This window comes from Paracnuella aquatica, assembly GCF_003332885.2.
In the GTDB taxonomy this organism is placed as follows: Bacteria; Bacteroidota; Bacteroidia; order Chitinophagales; family Chitinophagaceae; genus Flavisolibacter; species Flavisolibacter aquaticus.
Map to the genome: position 1 here is coordinate 342,008 of NZ_QOWJ01000003.1, position 23,307 is coordinate 365,314.

At 48.7% G+C, this 23,307-nt stretch carries 19 protein-coding genes; 10 read left to right on the forward strand and 9 right to left on the reverse strand.

All coding sequences use genetic code 11. From position 1 onward, the window contains the following. Positions 1-153: 153 nt before the first annotated feature. The 5 genes from DRJ53_RS07695 (at position 154) to DRJ53_RS07715 (ending at position 7,688) form a co-directional block, all read left to right on the forward strand. Positions 154-1,719 carry a hypothetical protein gene (locus DRJ53_RS07695; RefSeq protein ID WP_114235018.1) on the forward strand — a complete coding sequence of 522 codons (1,566 nt, stop codon included), beginning with the start codon at positions 154-156 and terminating at the stop codon, positions 1,717-1,719. A 19-nt stretch (positions 1,720-1,738) separates the two neighbouring features. Next, a complete protein-coding gene (locus DRJ53_RS07700) occupies positions 1,739-1,957 on the forward strand; it encodes a hypothetical protein (RefSeq protein WP_123893425.1) in 219 nt (72 codons plus the stop codon). A gap of 79 nt (positions 1,958-2,036) precedes the next feature. Then, a complete protein-coding gene (locus DRJ53_RS07705) occupies positions 2,037-2,255 on the forward strand; it encodes a type II toxin-antitoxin system RelE/ParE family toxin (protein ID WP_277749271.1) in 219 nt (72 codons plus the stop codon). Positions 2,256-2,602: 347 nt separating this feature from the next. Continuing rightward, complete coding sequence (gene rpoC, locus DRJ53_RS07710; RefSeq protein ID WP_114235021.1) at positions 2,603-6,892, forward strand: DNA-directed RNA polymerase subunit beta'; 4,290 nt, start codon at positions 2,603-2,605, stop codon at positions 6,890-6,892. Positions 6,893-7,343: 451 nt separating this feature from the next. Then, the gene (locus tag DRJ53_RS07715; protein WP_114235022.1) at positions 7,344-7,688 is read left to right on the forward strand and encodes a hypothetical protein; all 345 of its coding nucleotides are present in this window, start codon (positions 7,344-7,346) and stop codon (positions 7,686-7,688) included. Between the two features lie 214 nt (positions 7,689-7,902). On the opposite strand, the gene DRJ53_RS07720 is transcribed toward DRJ53_RS07715, so the two are convergent. After that, the gene (locus DRJ53_RS07720; protein ID WP_114235023.1) at positions 7,903-8,169 is read right to left on the reverse strand and encodes a GlsB/YeaQ/YmgE family stress response membrane protein; all 267 of its coding nucleotides are present in this window, start codon (positions 8,167-8,169) and stop codon (positions 7,903-7,905) included. A gap of 122 nt (positions 8,170-8,291) precedes the next feature. Between DRJ53_RS07720 and DRJ53_RS07725 the strand changes: the two genes are divergently transcribed. Together DRJ53_RS07725 and DRJ53_RS07730 are read left to right on the forward strand one after the other, a co-directional pair. Continuing rightward, positions 8,292-8,882: an OmpH/Skp family outer membrane protein gene (locus tag DRJ53_RS07725; protein ID WP_114235024.1), complete on the forward strand. Its 591-nt coding sequence runs from the start codon at positions 8,292-8,294 to the stop codon at positions 8,880-8,882. 229 nt (positions 8,883-9,111) lie between these two features. Further along, the gene (locus DRJ53_RS07730) at positions 9,112-10,557 is read left to right on the forward strand and encodes an APC family permease (protein WP_114235057.1); all 1,446 of its coding nucleotides are present in this window, start codon (positions 9,112-9,114) and stop codon (positions 10,555-10,557) included. A 219-nt stretch (positions 10,558-10,776) separates the two neighbouring features. Here the strand turns inward: DRJ53_RS07730 and DRJ53_RS07735 are convergent, their stop codons facing one another. Beyond that, positions 10,777-11,391 carry a DUF4230 domain-containing protein gene (locus tag DRJ53_RS07735; RefSeq protein ID WP_114235025.1) on the reverse strand — a complete coding sequence of 205 codons (615 nt, stop codon included), beginning with the start codon at positions 11,389-11,391 and terminating at the stop codon, positions 10,777-10,779. Between the two features lie 62 nt (positions 11,392-11,453). Continuing rightward, positions 11,454-12,002, reverse strand: a complete 549-nt coding sequence (locus DRJ53_RS07740) for a DUF4230 domain-containing protein (protein ID WP_114235026.1) — start codon at positions 12,000-12,002, stop codon at positions 11,454-11,456. A 51-nt stretch (positions 12,003-12,053) separates the two neighbouring features. Between DRJ53_RS07740 and DRJ53_RS07745 the strand changes: the two genes are divergently transcribed. Continuing rightward, entirely contained in the window at positions 12,054-12,758 is a 705-nt protein-coding gene (locus DRJ53_RS07745; protein WP_114235027.1) for a 2-C-methyl-D-erythritol 4-phosphate cytidylyltransferase, read from the forward strand. A gap of 105 nt (positions 12,759-12,863) precedes the next feature. Here the strand turns inward: DRJ53_RS07745 and DRJ53_RS07750 are convergent, their stop codons facing one another. The 4 genes from DRJ53_RS07750 to DRJ53_RS07770 all read right to left on the reverse strand — a co-directional run bounded on the left by DRJ53_RS07750 (position 12,864) and on the right by DRJ53_RS07770 (position 19,238). After that, the gene (locus DRJ53_RS07750) at positions 12,864-13,766 is read right to left on the reverse strand and encodes a hypothetical protein (RefSeq protein ID WP_114235028.1); all 903 of its coding nucleotides are present in this window, start codon (positions 13,764-13,766) and stop codon (positions 12,864-12,866) included. After that, complete coding sequence (locus DRJ53_RS07755; protein ID WP_123893427.1) at positions 13,763-16,633, reverse strand: M1 family metallopeptidase; 2,871 nt, start codon at positions 16,631-16,633, stop codon at positions 13,763-13,765. The genes DRJ53_RS07750 and DRJ53_RS07755 overlap by 4 nt, the downstream gene beginning before the upstream one ends. A 236-nt stretch (positions 16,634-16,869) precedes the next feature. Next, positions 16,870-18,270: a sugar transferase gene (locus DRJ53_RS07765; RefSeq protein WP_114235031.1), complete on the reverse strand. Its 1,401-nt coding sequence runs from the start codon at positions 18,268-18,270 to the stop codon at positions 16,870-16,872. A 5-nt stretch (positions 18,271-18,275) separates the two neighbouring features. After that, positions 18,276-19,238 carry a Gfo/Idh/MocA family protein gene (locus tag DRJ53_RS07770; protein ID WP_114235032.1) on the reverse strand — a complete coding sequence of 321 codons (963 nt, stop codon included), beginning with the start codon at positions 19,236-19,238 and terminating at the stop codon, positions 18,276-18,278. 123 nt (positions 19,239-19,361) lie between these two features. Here DRJ53_RS07770 and DRJ53_RS07775 point away from each other — a divergent pair, with 123 nt between their 5' ends. Further along, on the forward strand, positions 19,362-19,937 hold the full coding sequence (locus tag DRJ53_RS07775) for a helix-turn-helix domain-containing protein (protein ID WP_114235033.1): 576 nt from the start codon (positions 19,362-19,364) through the stop codon (positions 19,935-19,937). A gap of 87 nt (positions 19,938-20,024) precedes the next feature. Here DRJ53_RS07775 and DRJ53_RS07780 read toward each other — a convergent pair whose 3' ends face one another. Together DRJ53_RS07780 and DRJ53_RS07785 are read right to left on the reverse strand one after the other, a co-directional pair. Then, positions 20,025-21,356 (reverse strand): NAD(P)/FAD-dependent oxidoreductase, encoded by a 1,332-nt coding sequence (locus DRJ53_RS07780; protein WP_114235034.1) that lies wholly within the window; start codon positions 21,354-21,356, stop codon positions 20,025-20,027. A 354-nt stretch (positions 21,357-21,710) separates the two neighbouring features. Further along, positions 21,711-21,983, reverse strand: coding sequence for a hypothetical protein (locus DRJ53_RS07785; protein WP_114235035.1), 273 nt, complete (start codon positions 21,981-21,983; stop codon positions 21,711-21,713). Positions 21,984-22,682: 699 nt separating this feature from the next. Here DRJ53_RS07785 and DRJ53_RS07790 point away from each other — a divergent pair. Continuing rightward, positions 22,683-23,090: a transposase gene (locus DRJ53_RS07790; protein WP_241558492.1), complete on the forward strand. Its 408-nt coding sequence runs from the start codon at positions 22,683-22,685 to the stop codon at positions 23,088-23,090. Positions 23,091-23,307: the final 217 nt, after the last annotated feature.

The following is a 23,307-nucleotide window of genomic DNA, read 5'->3' on the forward strand; positions in this document are numbered from 1 at the left end:
TGCTTATTATGAGAAACAGCCCGCTCTGATGTAAATGTAGCATGGCCTATTGGCGCAGCAGAACTAAAATATGGATTAATTTACATTGCTTAACTGTCCGGATTATCTATCTATATTATTGGTTTCCAATACATTTGTTCAAAAAGAATTACGATGCCCAACCGTTCTGCCGACCCTCTTTTTTTATTGGTCCGTTCTCTTTCGAAGAGCGAAAAGCGGAATTTTAAACTCTACTCCACCCGTAATTCATCGAACGAAGAACTGAAAGTGGTGCAGTTGTTCGATGCTATGGATAAACTGTCCGAATACGACGAAGCAGCCATTTTGAAAAAAGCACCCGGCATCTCCAAGCTGCAGCTGTCCAACACCAAAGCGCTATTATATAAACAAATACTAGCATCGCTGCGTTTGTTGGATAACGGCGCCGATATTGATATACAACTCCACGAGCAACTCGACTATGCCCGCATTTTGTATAAAAAAGGCCTGTACCACCAAAGCCTGAAGCTGCTGGATAAAATAAAAGAAACTGCCCGGTCGCACAACCAAGTCACCATTATGGTGCAGGTTATTTCGCTGGAAAAAAAGATCGAATCGCTGCATATTACCCGCAGCATGCAGGACCGCGCCGACCAGCTCACTTCGGAAGCCGATGCCGTAAACGGCCGCCTGGTGCTGATGACGCAGCTATCGAACCTGGCGCTTCAACTGTATAGCTGGTACATTAAAAACGGTCATGCCCGCAACGAGCGGGACGAGATTGTGCTACAGGATTATTTTAAAAAACACCTGCCTAAAGACGCCGCAAAGGCAGCAGGCTTTTACGAAAAGCTGTACCTGTTTCAAAGCTATTGCTGGTATGCGTTCATTCGCCACGACTTTTTGATGTATTACCGCTATACGCAAAAATGGGTGGACCTTTTTCACGATCAGCCCTTCATGATCGATATTGATACGGCCAATTATATCAAAGGCATGCACAACCTGCTCAGTGCGCATTTCGACCTCGGCAACTATCCCAGGTTTCGGGAAGTGCTGCAGCAGTTTGAGGCTTTTGCCGAAAACAAATCCATATCGGCCAGCGAAAACAACCGGATACAGGCTTTTGTATACCTCAATATCGGCCGCATCAACAAACACTTTATGTGCGGCACTTTTCGCGAAGGCGTGCAGTTGATCCCGCAGATTGAAGAAAAGCTGAGCGACTACGGACTATACATGGATCGCCACCGGGTGCTGGTGTTTTATTACAAATTTGCCTCGCTGTATTTTGGCTGCGGTCAATACGAGCAGTCGATTGATTATTTAAATAAAATTATCAACTGGAAGACCGACCTCCGCAGCGACCTCCAGTGTTATGCCCGCCTGCTGCACCTGATTGCGCATTACGAATTGGGTAATTACGAGCTGCTGGAATACCTGATGAAATCGGTGTACCGCTTTATGTTGAAAATGGAAAACATCAGCGGGGTAGAGGAGGAGATCATGCGGTTTTTGCGTAAATCGCTGCAGCTATCGCGGTTCCAGGTAAAGGAGGAATTTCAAAAACTGCTGGAAAAACTGCGTGGCCTGGAACGCAACAAATATGAAACCCGCGCTTTCCTGTACCTCGATATTATTTCCTGGCTCGAGAGCAAGGTCCGCAATGTGGCCGTGATGGATGTAATCAGGGAGCGGTTTTTAAAAGAAACTAGGTCGGTCGGAGAGGTAAAAGGGTAAATTTGTACAAATGTATTTTATGGCTGCCCCCTCATTAGATACAGAGTTTATGGCTTACTGGTCGAGGCTGACCACCGTGCAAAAAGAATCACTGTTGAAGGTGGTGCAATCATTTGTGCCGGACGGCCAGCAAACTTTAGAAGAATATAACCGGGACATAGAAGCGGCGGAACAAAGGATTAACGCCGGAGCGTTCCAAACGCAGGAAGAAGTAGAACGAATGTCTAAAGATTGGTAAAATGCAACGCCAAATTATTTGGGATAAAGCTGCACTTGATGCATTTAAAGAGGCCATTCTATAAATAAAGGAAGACTCAATTCAAAATGCCGCAAAAGTTCGGGATAAGATTCTGGAGCAAACAGGCCGATTGAGGGAAAATCCGGAAATGCATCCTCCTGATAAATACAAATCTGGTAACGACGGAAGTTACCGGGCATTTGAAACCTACCGGTTCAGGATCAGCTATCGTGTGCTGGAAGATAAAATCAAGATTCTGCGTTTACGGCACACCAGCCAGAACCCACAAGAATATTAAATGGCTTTTTCCTTCTCCGGTTCGACATTCATTGTTCCTTGTTCGTTATTCGCCATTCAACTTCGTCTGTTCGAAGTTCCTTGTTCCTCTGTTCAATATTCTGCGCCGCTGCTCCCAACAATCCGTTAATCCTCCCATCGCCCCAAGTTGTGGATAAATTTTCCGGCCATTTCCCTTACCTTTGCCGTCTTAATTTAGGTATATTGGCCCCATTGTCTAAAGCACAATCACTTAAATTATTGGTGTTCAATAAGTTTTCAACTGTTCAAAAGAGCGGTTAAGGCCTTGCTATGCAGGGCAATTTTTGTTGAACGCCGGAAAAAAACGTAAAAATTACCAATCATTATATGGCTCTAAAAAAAGACAATCGTCCGAAAGCAACGTTTTCGAAGATTACGATCGGACTGGCTTCGCCCGACTCTATCCTGGAGAAGAGTTTTGGCGAGGTGCTGAAGCCTGAGACCATCAACTACCGGACCTACAAGCCGGAGCGGGATGGTTTGTTCTGTGAGCGCATCTTTGGTCCGGTAAAGGACTATGAATGCGCCTGCGGCAAATACAAACGCATCCGCTACAAAGGCATCGTATGCGACCGCTGCGGTGTAGAAGTTACCGAGAAAAAAGTGCGCCGCGAACGCATGGGCCACATCAAGCTGGTAGTGCCGGTGGTACACATCTGGTACTTCAAAAGCCTGCCGAACAAAATTGGTTACCTGCTGGGTACCTCTTCCAAAAAGTTGGAAAGCATCGTATACTACGAACGTTTTGTGGTGATTCAGTCCGGCATCCGTGCCGATAAAGGCCAGAACTACGGCGACCTGCTCACCGAAGAAGAATACCTCGACATCCTGGATACCCTGCCCAAGGATAACCAGTACCTGCCCGACGAGGATCCCAATAAATTCATTGCAAAGATGGGTGCCGAGGCTGTGCACGATATGCTGGCCCGCATCGATCTGGACCAGCTTTCTTTCGACCTGCGCAACGCCGCTGCTACCGAAACATCGCAGCAGCGTAAGGCTGACGCCCTGAAGCGCCTGTCGGTGGTGGAGTCGTTCCGCGATGCCAATACCCGCATCACCAACCGCCCCGAGTGGATGGTAATGCAGTACATCCCGGTTATTCCACCCGAACTGCGTCCGCTCGTTCCCCTGGATGGTGGCCGTTTTGCGTCGTCCGACCTGAACGACCTGTACCGCCGGGTAATCATCCGCAACAACCGCCTGAAGCGTCTGCTGGAGATCAAAGCCCCCGAGGTGATCCTGCGTAACGAAAAGCGTATGCTGCAGGAGGCCGTGGACAGCTTATTTGACAACAGCCGTAAGTCTAACGCCGTTAAAGCTGAAGGTGGCCGTGCCCTGAAGTCCCTTTCCGATGTACTGAAAGGTAAACAAGGCCGTTTCCGTCAAAACCTGTTGGGTAAACGCGTGGACTACTCCGGCCGTTCGGTGATTGTGGTAGGCCCCGAGCTGAAACTGCATGAGTGCGGTTTGCCAAAAGATATGGCTGCCGAGCTCTTCAAGCCGTTCATTATCCGCAAGCTGATTGAGCGTGGCATTGTAAAAACCGTAAAATCGGCCCGCAAGCTGGTTGATAAAAAAGAAGCCGTTATCTGGGACATTCTGGAAAACATCCTGAAAGGTCACCCCGTAATGCTCAACCGTGCCCCAACGCTGCACCGCCTTTCCATTCAGGCTTTCCAGCCCCGATTGATTGAAGGTAAAGCCATACAGCTGCACCCCCTCGTTACCGCGGCGTTCAACGCCGACTTTGACGGCGACCAAATGGCCGTCCACGTACCGCTGAGCAACGCTGCCGTACTGGAAGCGCAATTGCTGATGCTGGCTTCGCACAACATTTTGAACCCGCAAAACGGTACCCCCATCACCCTGCCTTCGCAGGACATGGTACTGGGTCTGTATTATATTTCCAAAGGCCGCAAATCTACCGACGAGTTAAAAGTTCGCGGCGAAGGCAAAGCGTTTTACAGCGAAGAAGAGGTGATCATTGCCTACAACGAAGGCCGTGTTGACCTGCATGCGCATATCCGCGTAAAAACAAATGTTCGTGAAAATGAGCAACTGGTTAATAAACTGCTGGAAACTACTGTAGGCCGTGTGTTGTTCAACCAACATGTGCCCGATGAGGTTGGTTTTGTAAACGCCCTGCTTACCAAGAAAAACCTGCGTGAAATCATTGGCGATATCATCCGCATCACTAACATTCCAAAAACGGCTAAGTTCCTTGATGATATCAAGCAGCTTGGTTTCCGCATGGCCTTCTCCGGTGGTCTTTCGTTCTCGATCAACGACCTGATCATCCCCGACATCAAAAACGAACTGCTGGAAAATGCGAAGGCAGAAGTAGAAGAGGTTTGGGAAAACTACAACATGGGTCTGATCACCAACAACGAACGTTACAACCAGATCGTTGACATTTGGTCCCGCGTAGATACCCGCATCACCGAAACCCTGATCCGCGAACTGGCTACCGACAAGCAAGGCTTTAACTCGGTATTCATGATGCTCGATTCAGGTGCCCGTGGTTCCAAACAGCAGATCAAACAGCTGGCTGGTATGAGGGGTCTGATGGCCAAGCCGCGTAAGTCTGGTTCTACCGGTTCGGAGATCATCGAAAACCCGATCCTCTCCAACTTTAAAGGCGGTCTGAACGTATTGGACTACTTTATCTCTACCCACGGTGCCCGTAAGGGTCTGGCGGATACGGCCCTGAAAACGGCCGATGCCGGTTACCTGACCCGTCGTTTGGTGGACGTTGCACAGGATGTGGTAATTGCCGACGATGACTGCGGTACCCTGCGTGGTATTGCTACTTCGGCACTGAAAGACAACGAAGACATCATCGAGCCGCTGAGCGACCGTATTGAAGGCCGCACATCGGTACACGATATCTATAACCCGCTGACCGATGAACTGATCATTGCAGCAGGTGAAGAAATCACTCCGGAGATTGCCCAGAAGATCGAAGATTCGGGTATTGAAACCGTAGAGATCCGCTCGGTACTGGCTTGCGAAAGCAAACGTGGTACTTGCGTAAAATGCTATGGTAAAAACCTGGCTACAGGTTACACCGCACAGCGTGGTGATGCCGTTGGTATCATCGCTGCACAGTCCATCGGTGAACCCGGTACTCAGCTTACCCTCCGTACCTTCCACGTGGGTGGTGTGGCCGGTTCTGCAGCTGTAGAATCTACCATGCTGGCCAAGTTCGACGGTACCCTGCAGTTCGACGGTTTGCGTACTGTAACCGTTCTGAACAACGAAGGCGAGAAAGTACAGGTGGTTATCGGCCGTACCGGTGAGATCCGCAATATGGACGTGAAAAACGACCGTTTGCTCAACGTAATGAACATCCCTTACGGTGCTACACTGGCCGTTAAAGATGGCCAGACCATTCAGAAAGGTCAGGTGATCTGTACCTGGGATCCGTTCAACAACGTAATCATTGCCGAGATCGATGGTGAACTGAAATACGAGAACGTAATCGATGGCGTTACCTACCGCGAAGAGTCGGACGAACAGACCGGCCACCGCGAAAAGGTGGTTATCGAAACCCGCGATAAAACAAAGATTCCTTCGATTCTGGTGGAAGGTAAGGAGCGTAAAAGCTACAACCTGCCTACCGGTTCACACATTGTTGTGGACGAAGGCGACCAGGTAAAAGCTGGCCAGGTACTGGTAAAAATTCCTCGGGTGTTGGGTAAACTCCGCGACATCACCGGTGGTCTGCCCCGCGTAACCGAACTGTTTGAAGCACGTAATCCATCTAACCCTGCCATCGTTTCCGAAATTGACGGTGTGGTAACCATGGGTGCTGTAAAACGCGGTAACCGCGAGATCATCATCGAAGCAAAAGATGGTGTTACCAAGAAATACCTCGTTCCGCTGACCCGCCAGATCCTGGCACAAGACGGCGACTTTATCAAAGCCGGTAATGCGCTTTCCGATGGTCAAACTTCACCGCAGGATATCCTGAACATCCAGGGACCATTTGCAGTACAGCAATACGTGGTGAACGAAATCCAGGAAGTGTATCGCTTGCAGGGTGTAAAGATCAACGACAAGCATATTGAAGTGATCGTACGCCAGATGATGCGTAAGGTATCGATCCAGGATCCGGGCGACACCCGCTTCCTCGAAGAAGACCTGGTAGACAAATTCGAGTTCCTCGATGAGAACGACTATATCTTCGACAAGAAGGTAGTGACCGAACCGGGCGAATCTTCGAAAATGCGTGCCGGCCAGATCGTTACGCTGCGCGAACTGCGGGAAGAAAACTCCATCCTGCGCCGTGCCGATAAAAAGCTGGTTGAGTTCCGCGATGCGCAACCTGCTACTTCGTCGCCAACGTTGCTGGGTATCACCAAAGCTTCGCTGGGTACACAAAGCTGGATCTCGGCTGCGTCGTTCCAGGAAACCACCAAGGTGCTTTCTTCTGCAGCCATCCAAGGTAAGGCCGATGACATGCTGGGTCTGAAAGAAAACGTAATCACCGGTCACCCAATCCCTGCGGGTACGGGTCTGCGTGAGTTTGACAATACCATCGTAGGTTCGAAAGAAGAATACGAGTTGTTGCAAACTACCCGCGAGGTGATGAGTTTCGACGAAGAAGAGTAACCAGTGATTCTTAAGATTTCTAAAGATTGATAAGATAGAACCCTGCCAGCCGGCGGGGTTCTTTTTTTATATAAAAAAATATTGCAGCGATCATATGCGCTTTCACTTTTGCGCATGTACATGCCCGTGAGTCTATCGTTTGGCGGACATTTTATTTAAAATGAATGCATGTTGTTGCATGTTATTATTGGTAAAATAGCCAGCTGGTTGGTGCGCATCTGCAATAAAAATTTAATGTGGTACAGGAAAATACTTAGTGTTTTAATTTATCGGAAAATAGCCTGTCAATAACAAGCCCATCCATTGAGGTGCAATGAGGAATGAATAGCAAAAATATTGTAATCGTATTTGTACGAAGAATAACAACGATGCCCGAAACCCACGCCGGTAGGAGGTTGTACGTGCACTAAGTATTTTCCATAAGAAAAAATTAGGGCATAATCGCGATTGTATGGATGAGCTGATACTCCTACTTTTGTGGCAGAAGTTGATTGATGCACATCAATCTACCAGTATCCAAGAAAAGACCAAATCCAATCCAAATCCAAAGAACCGTCCACAAGACAAAATTGATCCAGATCCTGAAAAAAACCAAAAAGCAAAGTCCAAATCCAAAAAGACCAGAATCCAGTTCCCAGAAAAACTAAAATCAAAATCCAGTATCAGTCAACTTCTATTTTTTCGAAAAACCAGTATCCAATCTATCCTTGAAAAGAGCCCGTTTTTGATCCGCCGTTCCGAAGAAAACTATTCCAACCCTAGAAAAGCAAAGGCGTCCGTACTAAGAAAACCCTAAACAAGAAGACAACTCAACGCCTTATACTTTTAGTCCCCTCACCAAAAAGTGAGGGGATTTTTTATTACCCAAAAAACAAACCACGGCGCCGGCTGCAATTTGTTTATACAAAATAAAATGCAGCCACTGCCGTGGTTCTATTAGAAAGCAATGAGCCTAAAACAATATTTCAATGCGGCCTTACCCGGCTTGCAATAATTGTTTAGGACAAAGCTTAGATATCCCTGCGCCGGTTACCCGTAACTGCTGCCCAAATGGCCAATGCCAGCACGGCGCCACCAGTGGCTACCAGCAGGCTGTACACGTTAAATCCATCTACACGGCCCCAGCCAAACATAGTGGCGATCCAGCCGCCCAGCACGGCGCCTACAATGCCAATGATCATGGTAACGATACAGCCCTGTGGGTCGCGGCCCGGGCGAATGGCCTTTGCCAGTGCACCGGCAACCAGGCCCAATAAAATCCAACTGATGATTCCCATAACGATTTTTTTCTAAACGTTTATCAAAAGCTGTACCTCGCTGTAAATGTTTCATAAAAGCCGGGCCGTTTCGGCGTCGAATACCCTTTTGCCCTTTTCTTTGCACAACAATTTTGCAAAAAATGAATCGCGGATTACTCCTGTTAAACGTTGTGCTGTTAGTATTGGTAGGTGTGCTGTTTTACCTGCATTTTTCTTCCGGCAAAAAAGAAACACCAAAAGCTGCTGTGAGCACCGATGCTGCGCCGGCCGCTAAAGAATTCCGGATTGCTTATTTCGAAATGGATTCTCTGGAAGCATCCTTCTCGATGGTGAAAGATGTAAAAGGCGAACTGGCCCGCAAGGAAGAAGCCATCAACACCGAATTGGCACGCCTCGAAAAAACCTACCGCGACAAAGCTGCACAATACCAGGGACAAGCCGCTACCATGAGCCAGGTGCAAAGCGAAATGGCCACCCGCGATATGATGCAGATGCAGCAGAACATGCAGAACCGCAAAGCCGCGCTTGACCAGGAGTACCAGGATTTTTATATGCGCAAAATGCGTGATGTGAAAACCCGCATCGAAGACTACCTCAAAACCTATAACAACAACAAAAACTACTCATACATTTTTGCATACGAGCCCGGCCTGTTTTATTTCCGCGATACGGCATACAACATCACCGATGATGTGGTAAAAGGCCTGAACGCCGGGTATAGTAAAAAGTAATTGTACGCCATTCTATACAAACTGTTTGTAAAAGCAGCTGCACTATGCAGCGGCTTTTTTGTTTCCGGCCCGATCAACTTTGTGCAACACCTGTTGCGACGCTCCGTTCATCTTCCTGTTCTTTGTGGAGCAGTGTAGCTACTGCAATTTCATCCGGCAAAGCGCACAGCAATTTGGTACCAAGGCGCTGCCCACATTTCCTTATCTTGACGCCCAAACTAAACTGGTTATGCCGCAAACTGCTACCGTGCCCGCAACTGCCGAAAAAGAAACCCATTTCAAGCGGTCGCTGGGCCTGCTCGATGCCACGATGATTGTGGCGGGCTCCATGATTGGCTCGGGTATTTTTATTGTGAGTGCCGACATTACCCGCAACGTAGGCAGTGCCGGCTGGCTGATTGCTGTTTGGCTCATTACCGGTTTTATGACCCTTACTGCTGCGCTGAGCTATGGCGAACTGAGCGCCATGTTTCCCCGCGCAGGGGGGCAGTATGTCTACCTTAAAGAAGCGTATAATCCACTTATTGGATTCTTGTATGGCTGGAGTTTTTTCTCGGTCATTCAAACCGGCACCATTGCCGCAGTGGGCGTTGCTTTTTCCAAGTTTGCCGGCTATTTTATTCCCGCGCTGGAAATGACCGACGCTAACATTTTGATGGACCTGGGCTGGCTAAAAGTTTACCCGGCACAACTTGTTTCCATTGCACTCATTGTGTTACTAACGTGGATCAATACCCGAGGAGTTAAAGAAGGCAAACTGATCCAAACAACATTTACCGTAACCAAATTGGTGTCGCTATTTGGCTTAATCCTTTTTGGTTTTATACTGGCCTTTGATACCGATGTTTGGAATGCCAATTGGGCCGATGCTTGGACCATGAAATCGATCAGCGCCGATGGAAACATTGGCACCGTGCTGGGCATTGCGGCACTGGGCGCTATTGCCGCCAGCATGGTTGGTTCCATATTCAGCTCGGATGCATGGAACAACGTAACCTTTATTGCCGGTGAAATCAAAAACCCGCAACGCAATATTGGCCTCAGCTTGTTTTTGGGTACCCTCATCGTTACCGTTATTTACGTGGCTGCCAATTTTATGTACCTCGCTGTGCTGCCGTTGAGCGGCATTGCCACGGCGCCCGCCGATAGGGTAGCAGTATCTGCAGCCAATGCCATCTTCGGCAACATCGGCACCTATGTCATCGCCATCATGATCATGATTTCGACTTTTGGCTGTAACAACGGACTGATCCTGGCCGGTGCACGTGTGTATTACTCCATGGCCAACGACGGCTTGTTTTTTCAAAAAGCTGGTACGCTCAACAAGAATGCGGTACCTGAGTGGGCACTTTGGGCACAATGCGTGGTGGCGGCCATTTTATGCCTCAGCGGCCGCTACGGCGACCTGCTGGATATGGTTTCGTTTGTGGTGGTGATTTTTTATATGCTCACTATTGCCGGTATCTTTTTACTCCGCAAGCAGCGCCCCGAAGCGCCACGGCCGTACAAGGCTATAGGTTACCCGGTGCTGCCCGCACTGTACATCGCCATGGGTTTAACCTTTTGTATTTTGCTGGTGTTTTACAAGCCAAAGTTTACCTGGCCTGGATTGATCATTGTGTTGCTCGGTATTCCGCTGTATTATCTGGCATTGCGTGGCAAGCGGCGGGAGTAGAATGTTATGTGCTCCATCAGTGCGAGGCGATTAGGTGGCTTGAACAATCAACATTTTCCGCGCCGAAGCAACCCCCCTTTTTACTCACTACCAAGCAATTGTTGCATATATTTTTTTGTTGCTGGAGATTGCTTCGGCGCATGAATTATTTCTGCCACTAAACATCTGCTGCGCCGCGCAATGACGGGCTACGCAATTGCAATTCTAATCTTCAAAACCTCAATCAAGATCCGGCGTTATCACCACCACATTTTTATAGCCCGCATACAACAGCAGTTGCTCCACCAACTGTTTTCCTTTTTCATCAGCACGGCGCAGGACTCCTTGTGCTGCTGCATTGCGCAGCATCTGGTCTCTTGCCTTGGCGGTAAGGGCCGCAACGGCACGCTGGCTCCATTCTCCTTTTTCAGAAAAAGTTTCAATCCCTGAAGGATTTACTTCTACTTCCAACACTTCCGCTTTGGGCAGCACTATGCTGATGGTGTCGTTGTAAATGCGGATATGACTGGTGTCCAGTTGCTGCAAATCAATGCCGGCCAGCAGCCTGCCTTTTACCACCAATACCAACGATTGGCGGGCCGGAATAATGTAGGGTGGAAACGGCAACAGTGCAGCGCCGCGGCTGCTATCGGCCACCACTTCATCGTAGTATTCAATGGTCATCAATTGCGCCAGCTCCCTAATGTTTTGTACCAGCAACGGCGACTCATCTACCACAATTGGTTTGCTGCGAAACATTTCCCTTAATGGCTGTATGGCTGCCCGTTGCAGCAACCACCAGCTGCCGGCGACCAGTACAACGAGTAAAACAACATTGATCAAAATTCTCTTCATGCTTCGGCTTATCGGTGAGTGCTGTTCCAGCGAAATGTTTTTCAAAAATTAATTGCCTTGTATTATTCAACGATCACTTCTTCAAACCCTGCCTGCACAAAAAAGCGGGTAACAAAAGTAATGGCGCCAGCTTTTGCCCTGGCCAGTATATCCAGGCTATCGGCATGCCGGCGAATCTGGCTTTCGGCCTGTTTCATAATGGCGTTGGTTTCGGTTTGCGAAAACGGGTCGCGAAAATGACCGATATCGGTATACGAAACACGGATGGCTTCCGGCGGCATCGAAAAAGAAATGATCTGTGGCGGCGGCAGCTTGATGAGGATGCTGCCACCCTGTTGCACCACGTCCATTTCTTTCAATTGCTCCAGGTTTACACCGGCTTTGATGCGGGCCCGGCAGGTGATGAGCATGCGCCGTTCGCCCAGCTTATACCAGGTGTCTTCATCACGGGCCCGCACCACTTTCGAAACTTCCATTTCGGCGGTAGCCAACTGCCCAATTTGCCGCAATTGCAACAGCGGCGGGGTTTGCGGCGGCTCTTTTTTTGCGCAACCGCACAGCAGCACGAATGCGGTCGCTGCCAAATAAATTTTCTTGCTAATTTGCACCATGTCGGGGGTTGTGGTTAAAGCTACATTTGTCCCGGTCTACAAACAATTTTTATGCAGAAATACGCCGTGATTGTTGCTGGGGGTACGGGAATGCGCATGGGTGCCGCCATTCCAAAACAGTTTTTGATGTTGCATGATAAGCCGGTGTTGTATTATACGCTGAAAACTTTCTTGGATGCATTTGATGACCTGCGCATCGTGTTGGTACTGCCCGAAGATTATACCGACCTGGGCCGAGAAGTGATCGATGCATTCTTTGATTACTCCCGCATACAAATCACATCGGGTGGGGAAACCCGTTTTCATTCGGTGCAGGCTGGTTTGCGGCATGTAGGTAAAGATGCCATCGTATTTGTGCACGATGCTGTGCGCTGTTTAGTAACGGTTGATTTGATCCATCGCTGTTTTGAAAATGCATTGGAAACCGGCAGTGCGGTGCCTGCAGTGCGTGTTCGCGACAGTGTGCGGCTGCTGAACGCCGAAGAAAACACCAACGAGGTGATGGACCGCGACCGCGTGGTGCTGGTGCAAACACCACAAACTTTTCACAGCCGTATTTTACTGCCCGCTTTTGAAATCGATTATAAAGAACGTTTCACTGATGAAGCCACAGTGGTGGAAGCATTTGGATTAAAAGTATCGCTGGTACCTGGCGATGAGCACAATATAAAAATTACCCGCCCCGCCGATTTGCTGTTTGCCGAAGGCATGATCCGGCAAGGATTTTTGGATAAAAGTTTGGTGAAGGAAAGGTAGAAACGTTGGCTATGCTAATCTGGAATTAATAGAAGTAAAACTTATTGCTGATTGTGTAATTAGCACAAAAAAATATACATAAAAATAGCAGCGATTTTTTCGCTGCTATTTTTTTATCCAACGAAGTGGAATGGGTAAATGATTCCAGTGGTGGAAGAAATAGGGTTGGTTGACTCCACCAAAAGAAGCATAAAAACGTTTTACACCGGGGAGGTCTGAGCCCTCAAAATCGAGAAAGGCGTTGCTGCCTGCGTGTTCCTGTATGAACTGATCAATCATAAAATGCCCGGCTGATAAAGCTCTGCCAGCGGCTGTAACTGCAGGCAGCAACAAATAGTACCGGTTTTTTGCCGTTAAGATCAATGCTGTTGCTACAATTGCTCCGCTGTTATCTATAACCTTTCGAATAATCCAGTTTTTATTGTTCGCACAGAAGTGGGTAAGATTATCATAGTCGCGCTTTTTTACTCCTGGTAAGTCCTGCGAAAATATGCTGCGAAAATTGGTGATGGCTTTATTAAAATTGTCATCCTTTTCGTAAGTCAAGCCACTATTTACGGTACGGGATAAATTGCGTTGCAAATGCTTATTATACCCTTTCTGTATTGTGCTGTATTGTTGATTGAGCGACAAAAGAAAGTTTGACCGTACAACAAGATTGGGGTTAGGGTTATCAAAATTTAAATGATAATCACCAAATGAGCATATCTGTGGTAAGCGGCTCAAAAATATTGCTAAGAGCGGCTGCCCAATATTCCCGATGAGTCCCAACTGCTGCACAAACGCCGGCGTGTACACATATTTGATCCCCCATTTTTTTCGCCACGGTATAGACATAACTGCGGCATAATCATCCAGCACCAGCCCATCCCATTGGTCGCACATGGCATCCAGGTACCAGCTATATGCATACACCAATCCATTAGGTGATGCATCAATGCAGGCATCCCACTTCGTAGGGTCAATTTCGGCCCGTTTAAGGTGCCTTATATTAGCCCCGCTGCTCATAGGTCCACTTCACGAAATACTTTGTTCAGCGGCCGTTGGTTTAATTGGATGGAAAACGAAAGCGTTTTCAACATGCGCTGTTTCGGAATATACGCTTTTTGGTAATCGCGGAACGGAGCGCTGTACAGGAGCGGCAGGTACACCTGCACCAGGTCGCCAAAAAGCGGCAACTGCAGGCCGGCATCAAACAAAAAACGGGAGCCTTCCTGCCGGTCGTTCCAGGCCTCGGCATAGGTGCCCACATCGGCAAACACACGCAACGGAATTTTAAAAGGCAGCACCGAAAGCGGGTTAATCTTGTCGGGCAGGGATGAACTAAAGTTCATAGCCATCAGCCATTTTGCGGAGCGGCCTACGGGTTGGGCCAGCAGGTCGGTGCGCATTTTAAACCCGCCATCCCGCATCAAAATTTGCTGGCTCGAAAATCCTTCAAATTCATTGCGGCCAATAAAATAGTTATTGTATGTGTAATCGTGGTAGCCGTCGGGACCGGTCATGTTCAACCCATAGCGGTCGGCTGCGATTTCGCGTTGCAGGGTTCGGCCTTTAGGAAAAAGCAAGGCGCCACCAAAAAACCGGGCGTCCAATCCACCGCCACCGGCATAGTTCAAAAAGTATTGTGCGGTAATAGCGGGGCGGATAAACTGTTTGCCGAACTCTACCTGCACTTCGGCTTTGTACGGGTACAATTCACGAAGGTCTTGCAACGTAAGCCGCAACTGGTGCAGGGTACGGCTTTCTTGTACAGTGCGGGCAGTAGTAAAAATGCTGGTATCGCCGTTGCCAAAAACCGTATCCCTGCCAAAACGAAATGCATCTTCGCGAAAAAAATAGCTTTTCCAATGCACCTGTGTGCGCCGTGTGCTGGCCGGACTTTGCTCCCTAAATGTGGCCCGGATACCTGGAGCAATTTTCAGGAAACTCGCCACTTGTTTTGCGCCGTTTTCTTGTTCAAAACTGTTGTTTGCAAAACGCGCTGCGTTCATGAACAACTCGGTGCGGCGGATGCGGCCGTCGGTATACCAGTTGTAGCCGGCCCGGCCAATCCCGTTCAATTGTTTTGACCCAAATGCATAGAGCGGCACTACCGCAAATTGAAACTTTGACGGCGGAATTTTGTAATTGGTGAACAGTGCACCGGCCATTACACGGTCATAACGGTTATACCCAAGCGCAGGCGAAATGAGCAGCAAAGTTTGCGTGGGCTGGCGCAAATAAGCAGCAATGCTTTTGGGCGCCAACGTGGATGCAACTTTAAAGCCCCGCATGGCGGTGTCGTTCAATACTTTTTTTTCGTCCAAGTGGGCAAAGAATGATTGCAGATCCTGTCCTGTTTGCACTTCCAGCACTTTTCTAAAATCTTCGGGGTAGGGGTGTTTAAACTGCCACTGGCTGTAATAAGCCTGCATAGCTTTGTCAAATTGGTCCCGCCCAATGCGGGCTTCCAGGCTCTCGAGCCAAAGCGCCGTTTTGGTGTAGGAAACCAGCAAATAATTGAGTGGGCTAAAGGCATCCGATTTGGTATTGATTGGCTGCGCCAGCTTCTGCCGCACTTTTGTTTGCAGCAGCAATTCTTCGCCGCGGTTTAGCAATAAGCCCAGGTCGGGTACATTTTTATTTAGGGCACTGCCGGTGGCTTTTTCCCTTCGGTGCCGCCGGTCGTAGTAACTGTTCAAACCCTCGTCGAGCCACGCATGTGCCCGCTCATTAGAGGCAAGAATACCCTGGAACCAGTTGTGTCCTACTTCGTGCCCAATCAGTTCGGCAAGGATCAGCGGGTCTTGCTGTGGCGAAATGACCGTAATGGTTGGATACTCCATACCGCCGCCAAAACTTTCCGGCCCTTGCACAGCCGTTACCACGCCAAAGGGATATTCCCCAATGAGCTGGCTGCGATGGCGCACCGCTTCTTTGAGCATGGCAATAGATTGGTTCCACACTTTTTGCTGCGCCGCGGTATAAAGGGATTGCACCAAAATAACCCGGCCCGAGGGCAAGCGGCAAGTATCTTTTTGCACAATGTAATTGGGCGCTGCAAACAGGGCAAAATCATGCACGCTGTCCTGCATATAGCGCAGCGTTTGCAAGCCTGTTGGCAAGGTATCGGTAAATGCAATTTTACTTTTTGCAGTGACAGGTTTTGTTTTGCTCACTGACTTACGTGAAGGTGTAACCGCTTTTTTGGTTTTGGCAACAGGTATTGGCGCAGATGTGCCGTTTTGTTTGGTTAAAACCATTTCCTGCAGCAAGCCCGTAGCTGCCACTTTGTATTTTGCGGGCAGCGTGATGCGCACATCAAATTTTCCAAAATTGCTGTAAAACTCACCTTGGTGCAAATACGGCATGGGGTGCCAGCCTTTGTGGTCGTACACAGCAGGTTTGGGATACCACTGGGTGAGTTGAAATGAATTTCCATCATACCCGCCGCGGCTAAAGTTGAAGGGCAGTTTTACAAAAAACGGTGTGGTAATGCGGATGTTGCCACCCGGCGGCAGCGGCGCCTCCAGCAGCAGGCTAACTACATCAATATATTGCGGATGGGCCTCTACCTGCACCCTTGCACCGTTTACTTTAAAATCAAGGCGGTTGATGTAGCCGCGTTGGTTTTTATCGGCAAAATAAAAGGCGGTTTGCCCCATGCGCAGCAACTGTTCGCTCAGTGCTGTTTGATCATTTTTATAAGCATTGGGCCAAAGATGAAAAGGAATATAGCGCAGCGTGTCCGGCGAATTGTTGTAATAATTAATGGTGGCAAATCCGTCCAGTGTGCGGCTGGTATCATTGAGGGTAGCTTCCAGTTGGTAGTCTACCCGTTGCTGCCAGTATTGTGCCTGCGCCTGCTGCAACAGCAGCAATGCAAAAGGCAATAATAGAAACCGGGAATTGCGAAGCCGTGCAGCGCAGCAGCGAAAAGCAGTATGGACCGTTTGGTTTATCAAGGCGTCAGATTGTAAAGCAGCAAAATACAGCATGGCCTTTAAAACGGTTCTGTTTTTTTCACCGGTTACGCTATTTCATGCAAAGGCTTTGCCGCGGACATAGCGAACGAATGTTGCAGCCGAAGTAGATAAATGAAGCAAACGCGAAGCGCAATGGCAAACTGTCATTTTCCTTTGCCTAAAAAAATGATCCGCAGCGTATGCAGCATGATCTTCAGATCGAGCAGCAAGGACACATTTTCAATATAAACCAGGTCGAAGCGGGCACGCTCCAGCATTTCCTCGATGTTTTCGGCGTAGCCAAACTGCACCATACCCCAGGAAGTTAGGCCGGGTTTTACCTTGAAAAAAAAGTTGTAGTAGGGAAACTGCGCAACAATCTGGTTGATATAAAAAGCCCGCTCCGGACGGGGGCCCACCAGGCTCATATCGCCGCGCAGTACATTCCAAAGCTGTGGCAATTCGTCGAGGCGCCATTTGCGCATAACGCGGCCCCATGGTGTGATGCGCGGATCATTGTCGGACGACAACGCAGGGCCATCGGCCTCAGCACCGAGGTACATGCTTCGGAATTTGATCATAGTAAAAGGGCGACCGCGGTAGCCAATGCGCTGCTGCCGGAACAGCACCGGGCCCGGCGACGATGCATTTACCCGAAGCGCCACATAGATCATCAGCGGCATTAGTAAAATGAGTGCGCCGCCTGCCAGCACCACATCTACCAGGCGCTTTACATGCTGCTGCCAGGGCGCCATTGGGTTGCCGTTCAGGTTCACCAGTGGCACGGTCAATACGTTGCCGGTTTTTACCGATCCCGAAAGAATATCGAGCAAATCCGGTTGTAGCCTGATGTGCACATCCTTAGTACTCAGGCGGCTAACGAGGTCGGCGATCTGGTCTTCTTCCCGTTTGGAAAGTGCCAGCAGCACCAGTTGCAGGCGGTGCTGGTCCACCAACGCTTCCAGATTCGGCAGTGTGCCCAGGAAGGCCATGCCATTCTGCGCCGGCGATACTTCGGCGGGGATGAATCCTTTTACACTATATCCTTCCACCGCCAGCTTGCGGCTGGTAAGGTGATATAAGTTGAGCGCCGCTTCAGGTTGGCCGATGATGGCCGCCGGAAAGGAGATGACGCCCTGGGCAATTTGGCGCTTGGTTATGGACAGCAAAATAAACCGGCCTACAAACGTGCAGCCGGTTTGCAACACAAAAAGCGAAGCAAAAGCCGTGTAGTAATAGTTGTAATTGTAGTTGTACACATCGTTGGCCAGCAGTACAAAAAAGAGCACGATGGTGCCGAGGAAGGAACCAACAATTGTATTGGCCAACTCGCTGGCCCGTGATTTTGCATACAGCTTGGTATAAGCGCCCATGAGGCTAAACAGGGCCAGCCACCCAAAAGGAATAAGGAGGAACAGCACAAAATGCCAGCCGTTGACCAACGGCACGGTTTCGTTGAGCATCGCCTTGCGTAGCACATCAAAAAGGAGCCAGGCGGCCAGTGCGGCTACAAAGTCGGAAACCGCATACCAGTGGCTGCGGATATAGCTGCGGAATGGCGTCATTGCCGCTATACTTTATTGATTTTGCTTAAGATCTGGTGGGCCACTTCCATGGCGCGGTAACCGTCAATTTCGTTTACCACCGGCACGGTGTTGTTTCGGATGGCGTCGGCAAAAGATTCCAGTTCCTTCCTGATGGCATTTACTTCGGGCACCGGCGGCGTAGCCATGGCAATGGTTTTTACGCCCTGCGGTGTTTCTATGTCAAAATCAAACGTGCCGGTATCGGTGGCTTCTTTCAACTTGATGACCTCGGTTTTCTTTTCCAAAAAGTCGATGCCGATGTAAGCGTCTTTTTGAAACAGGCGCATCTTGCGCATTTTCTTTAGCGAAATGCGGCTGGAGGTAAGGTTGGCCACGCAGCCGTTGTGAAACTCAATGCGGACGTTGGCAATATCCGGTGTGTCGGTTAAAACCGCAACACCCGAAGCCGATACAGTACGCACCTCGCTTTTTACAATCGACAAAATAGCATCAATGTCGTGGATCATCAGGTCGAGAATAACGCTCACCTCGGTGCCCCGCGGGTTGAATTGCGCCAGGCGGTGCACCTCAATAAACATGGGCGACAGCGCCAGGTTTTGCGCAGCTAGAAAAGCCGGGTTGAACCGCTCTACATGGCCTACCTGCAGTTTTACATTGCTTTCCTTCACCAGCTTAACCAGTTGGGCTGCCTCGTTCATAGTGTTGGCCATGGGTTTTTCTACAAACACATGTTTGCCGTTGCGGATGGCGCGGTCGCACACCGAAAAATGCTGGTCGGTAGGCGTTACCACGTCGATGGCATCAACGGCGGCAATCAGTTCGTCTTCGCTGGTGTAGCGGCGCAAGCCGTATTGGGCAGCTACAGCCTCGGCCGTGGCATCGTGTGGATCGTAAAAGCCCACCAATTCCACGCCTTCAAGCTCTTTCCAGTTGTTCAAATGAAATTTGCCCAGGTGCCCGGTACCGAAAACGCCAACCTTGATCATGAAAATGAAGTGTTATAGCGGCAAATATAACGGTTTGAAAAAGAGGAAGGGAAATGGTGGCGGATACTGCATTTTAGGAACTTGCATATTCACCGGGTTTGCGCCAATCATTACCTTAGCCTCATGGTGTTGTATGTAAAAAACATGGTGTGCAACCGCTGCATCAAATCGGTTATCGGCATACTGGCCGAACTGGGCATTGGGCACGAACAGGTGTTGCTGGGCGAAGTGCCGCTACAGGAGCCACCCGACGCCGAACAACTGGAGCAACTGCGGCAACGGCTGCACGAAGAAGGTTTTGAACTGATTGACGATAAAAAAACACGCCTGATTGAACAAATCAAAAAGCTGGTGCTGCGCCGCCTGGCACAAGACCCGGACGATATCCAGGACAATCTTTCCGATTACCTGTCGAAGCAACTGCACCACGAATATTCGTACCTGAGCCACTTGTTTTCATCGGTGGAGGGGATGACCATCGAGCAGTATTTTATTGCACAAAAAATAGAGCGGGCCAAGGAGCTGCTGGTTTACGGCGAGCTGTCGCTGTCGCAAATTGCGTTGCAACTGGGTTACAGCAGCGTGCAGCATCTATCCAACCAGTTTAAAAAGGTAACAGGCCTCACGCCAACGCATTTTAAAACAATAGGAGCGGCCCGCCGCCGCCCGCTCGACGAAGTGAACGGAACCTCAAAGTAGCTGCCGCATATTTTGCCAAAAACTAAAAAGCCGGTACACCATACATTGAAGTGGCGTGCCGGCTTTTATTTATAAAGCAATTCAGTGTTACACTTTGTTGCCCAGCGGCTGCACCACTGGGTTGGCATGTGCCACCGAGTTGCTGGTTGATTCCGCTTTTTTATCGGGCCGGATGATGAGCCGCAAAGTGGGGTCGTTGGTAAGGAACGACCAAAACCAGCTCATCGCCAGCATCAGTTTATTTCGGAAGCCCACCAGCGGAATGATGTGGATGAACAGCCATACCAGCCAGGCGGCAAAACCTTTAAAGGAAACCTTCGGCAAATCGGCCACGGCCTTGTATTTCGAAATAATGGCCATGCTGCCTTTGTCGTTGTACGCAAATGCCTGAAGCGTTTCGTTGGACTCGAGCCGCCGTAAATTTTTTGCCAGGAATTCGCCCTGCTGAATAGCCACCTGCGCCACTTGTGGGTGCCCATTAGGAAAAGCTTTGTCGGTGGTTTGAAAACACAAATCGCCCAGCGCAAAAATATTGGGTATGCCCTGTACGCGGTTCACCTCATCTACCAGCACCCTGCGGCCACGGCCCAACAGTTCTTTGGGCAGGCCGGGCACCTCGCGGGCTATCACACCCGAGGCCCAAATCAGTGCATTGGTTTCGATGACGGTGCCGTTGGCCAGCACCACGCGGCCTTCGGTGTAATCTTTAACGGCCGTGTTTAAAATAACGTGCACGCCCAGCTTTTGCAACACCTCCAGCGCTTCGGCCTGCGCTTTTTCGCTCATCGGGCCCAATAGGGTAGGGCCTGCATCCACCAAGTAAAGATGGCTGCCAAAATCCTGGATCTCGGGGTATTCTTTCACCGCCACATTGCGGCCAAGTTCGGCCAGCATGCCTGCCATTTCAACGCCGGTGGGCCCGCCGCCGGCAATAACTATGTTGAGCAGTCGGTCACGGTCTTCCTTGCTTTTGGCCCGCGTTGCCTGTTCCATGTTCAGCAAAAGCGTATTGCGCAGGGAAAGCGCTTCGTCGATGGTTTTCATCGGGAGGGCTGCCTCCTTCACGTTTTGCATGCCAAAATAATTCGTTTCCGTACCCAAGGCCAACACCAGGTAATCGTACGGCAAAATGCCATGCGTTGTTTCGATGGTGTTGGTTTCGGGCCTGACGGCGACAAGTTCGCCCATATGAAAGCGCAGGTTTTCTTTTTCCTGGAACATGCGCCGGAAGGGATAGCTGATATTGGAGGGCTCGATAAAAGCGGTAGACACTTGGTAGAGCAGGGGTGGAAAAAAATGATAATTGTTTTTATCCACCAGGGTTATGTGAAAGCGTTGATCTGATTGCAATTTTTTGATCACATGTATGCCGGCAAATCCGCCGCCTACAACCACCACTCGCTTGGCAGTATTACTCATTTTGTGCTTTTTATTATTGAGGAGCAATTCACATACCGTGGTGCGTTGCCAGCGCCTTATGGTTGGGTTAAAGTTTTGCGGAGTGCTGCTTGGAGCCAGCAACCAGATGCATCTAGTTGCATCAATGCTTTGGCAAGTGGCAAAAAAAGCTAAGGAGCGACGCGGAAATGAAATGACAAAACACCGCAACAAGCAGCTGAAAAGATCATTTCATGCAGCGCACAAATGCTAGTTGTTTTATTTCTATGCAAAGCCCCTCGGTACTGCACATTAAACGATGCAACCCGTAGCAAGATGAATATGCAGTTGCAACCGTATTTATCTAATCTCATGTTCTTAATCGCAAAAAATCGGTTATACATGCTTGATTTCCTGCCAAACGAATTCTTCAATTTCGTCGAACAGGCTGCGTTCCCTAGTTTTACCTTTTGTCTGTTCTTCGTATTTGTTGGTAAAATAAAGGGCAAGGTTGTAGAGTTTGTCGGTTGCCGACCGGTCCTGCAACTCCGCGAAATTTTTGGGTTGTTTGTCTTCATCCAATTCGCGCATATACACCAAAACCTCTACTACTTCAAAATGTGTTTTTTGCCAGGACTCAAAGCCATTAGGAAAATCAGGAATCGCCATAGTTCAATTTTTTTGTTACGCGTTTAGTATGAAATTAACCCATAAAGCAATATGGGCATTGCATGGCAATAAGAAAATTGTAGGTTGATTTTTGAGGAGTGATTTAGGTTAGTAGTGATTGTTTGCATAAGTTTTTTCTAATGAATCGAATGTTTCATGCTTCAATTTAAGTGAAAAAAATACCGTCGCAAATTCAATCCCCTTTTCTAGATTTTTTTAATGTTCATCCAGAACAAAATACAACTAAACTTATTGTGCATAATAGGAAAACAATTTCTTTCATTTATACAATAGTCCTAAGTGTTCACTATCAATTTATAGTTGAAGTTGTTTTTCTAAAATTAATATAGGCCTCCTGCGGAAGAAATTCTTGCCATCACGACAAAAGGCTTTTGTAGCAGATAAAAGCTTTCCATGTCCTTTGCCACCCGTTTTGCCGCATTAAGAAAGGATTATCGCAATTGCTGTTAGTGTTAGTTGTGTCTTCAAAAAAGTGGTGCCTAACGTAGGACGTGTTTCTGAAGCAGCGGCATTCTGTGTTCCTTCAGCCCCACCTATGTTCTATTGATGATTAAAGATATAATGTTCAGCATTTGCAATCCAGCCGCTGTTTTAGAAACACCATGTGCATGTTGGACAACGTACAAAACTTTCGTCATCTCTGCTTGCATTGAAGCGTGTTGCTGATTATCTTTTGGCATGCAAGGCCGCAAGCACTACTCCGAGAAGCTGTTCACCCATTTTCAGCTCTCCGACCGTGTTCCATCCCACAACTTTTACCGCAGGCTCAAAGAGGCTCTGGACCTGCATTGGCTATATGTGCGAACCAAAAAGTACTATGGTCGTGATGGTCAGAAAAGCATTGACCCGGTGGTGTTTTTTAAACTGCTGTTGATCGGCTACTTTGAAAACCTGCTCTCTGATCGACGCATCATCGATACTGCTTCCATGCGCCTGGATATGCTTTACTTCCTGGGCTATGACATGGATGAAGAACTGCCCTGGCACTCCACCATCTCACGTACCCGCCAGCTTTATGGTGAAGAGTTGTTTCATGAACTTTTTACCACTGTATGTAAATCTTCAGCGAAAAGTGGACTAGAATAGTAGTAAATTAAGAGAGGGTTTCCATTCACTCACCTCAAAAACAATGATCATGGAAACAAGACCTCAAAAGCCCTCCACGACCACTCAAAAGCAAACACCTGAGAACTGAGGTGTACCGGTTTTGATGAACAGTTGACTTGCTTAGGTTAAAGAATAAAAGTAATGGTTTTCATATTCCATTGGACTTTGGTAGTTTAGGGCTGAATGTTTACGGTGG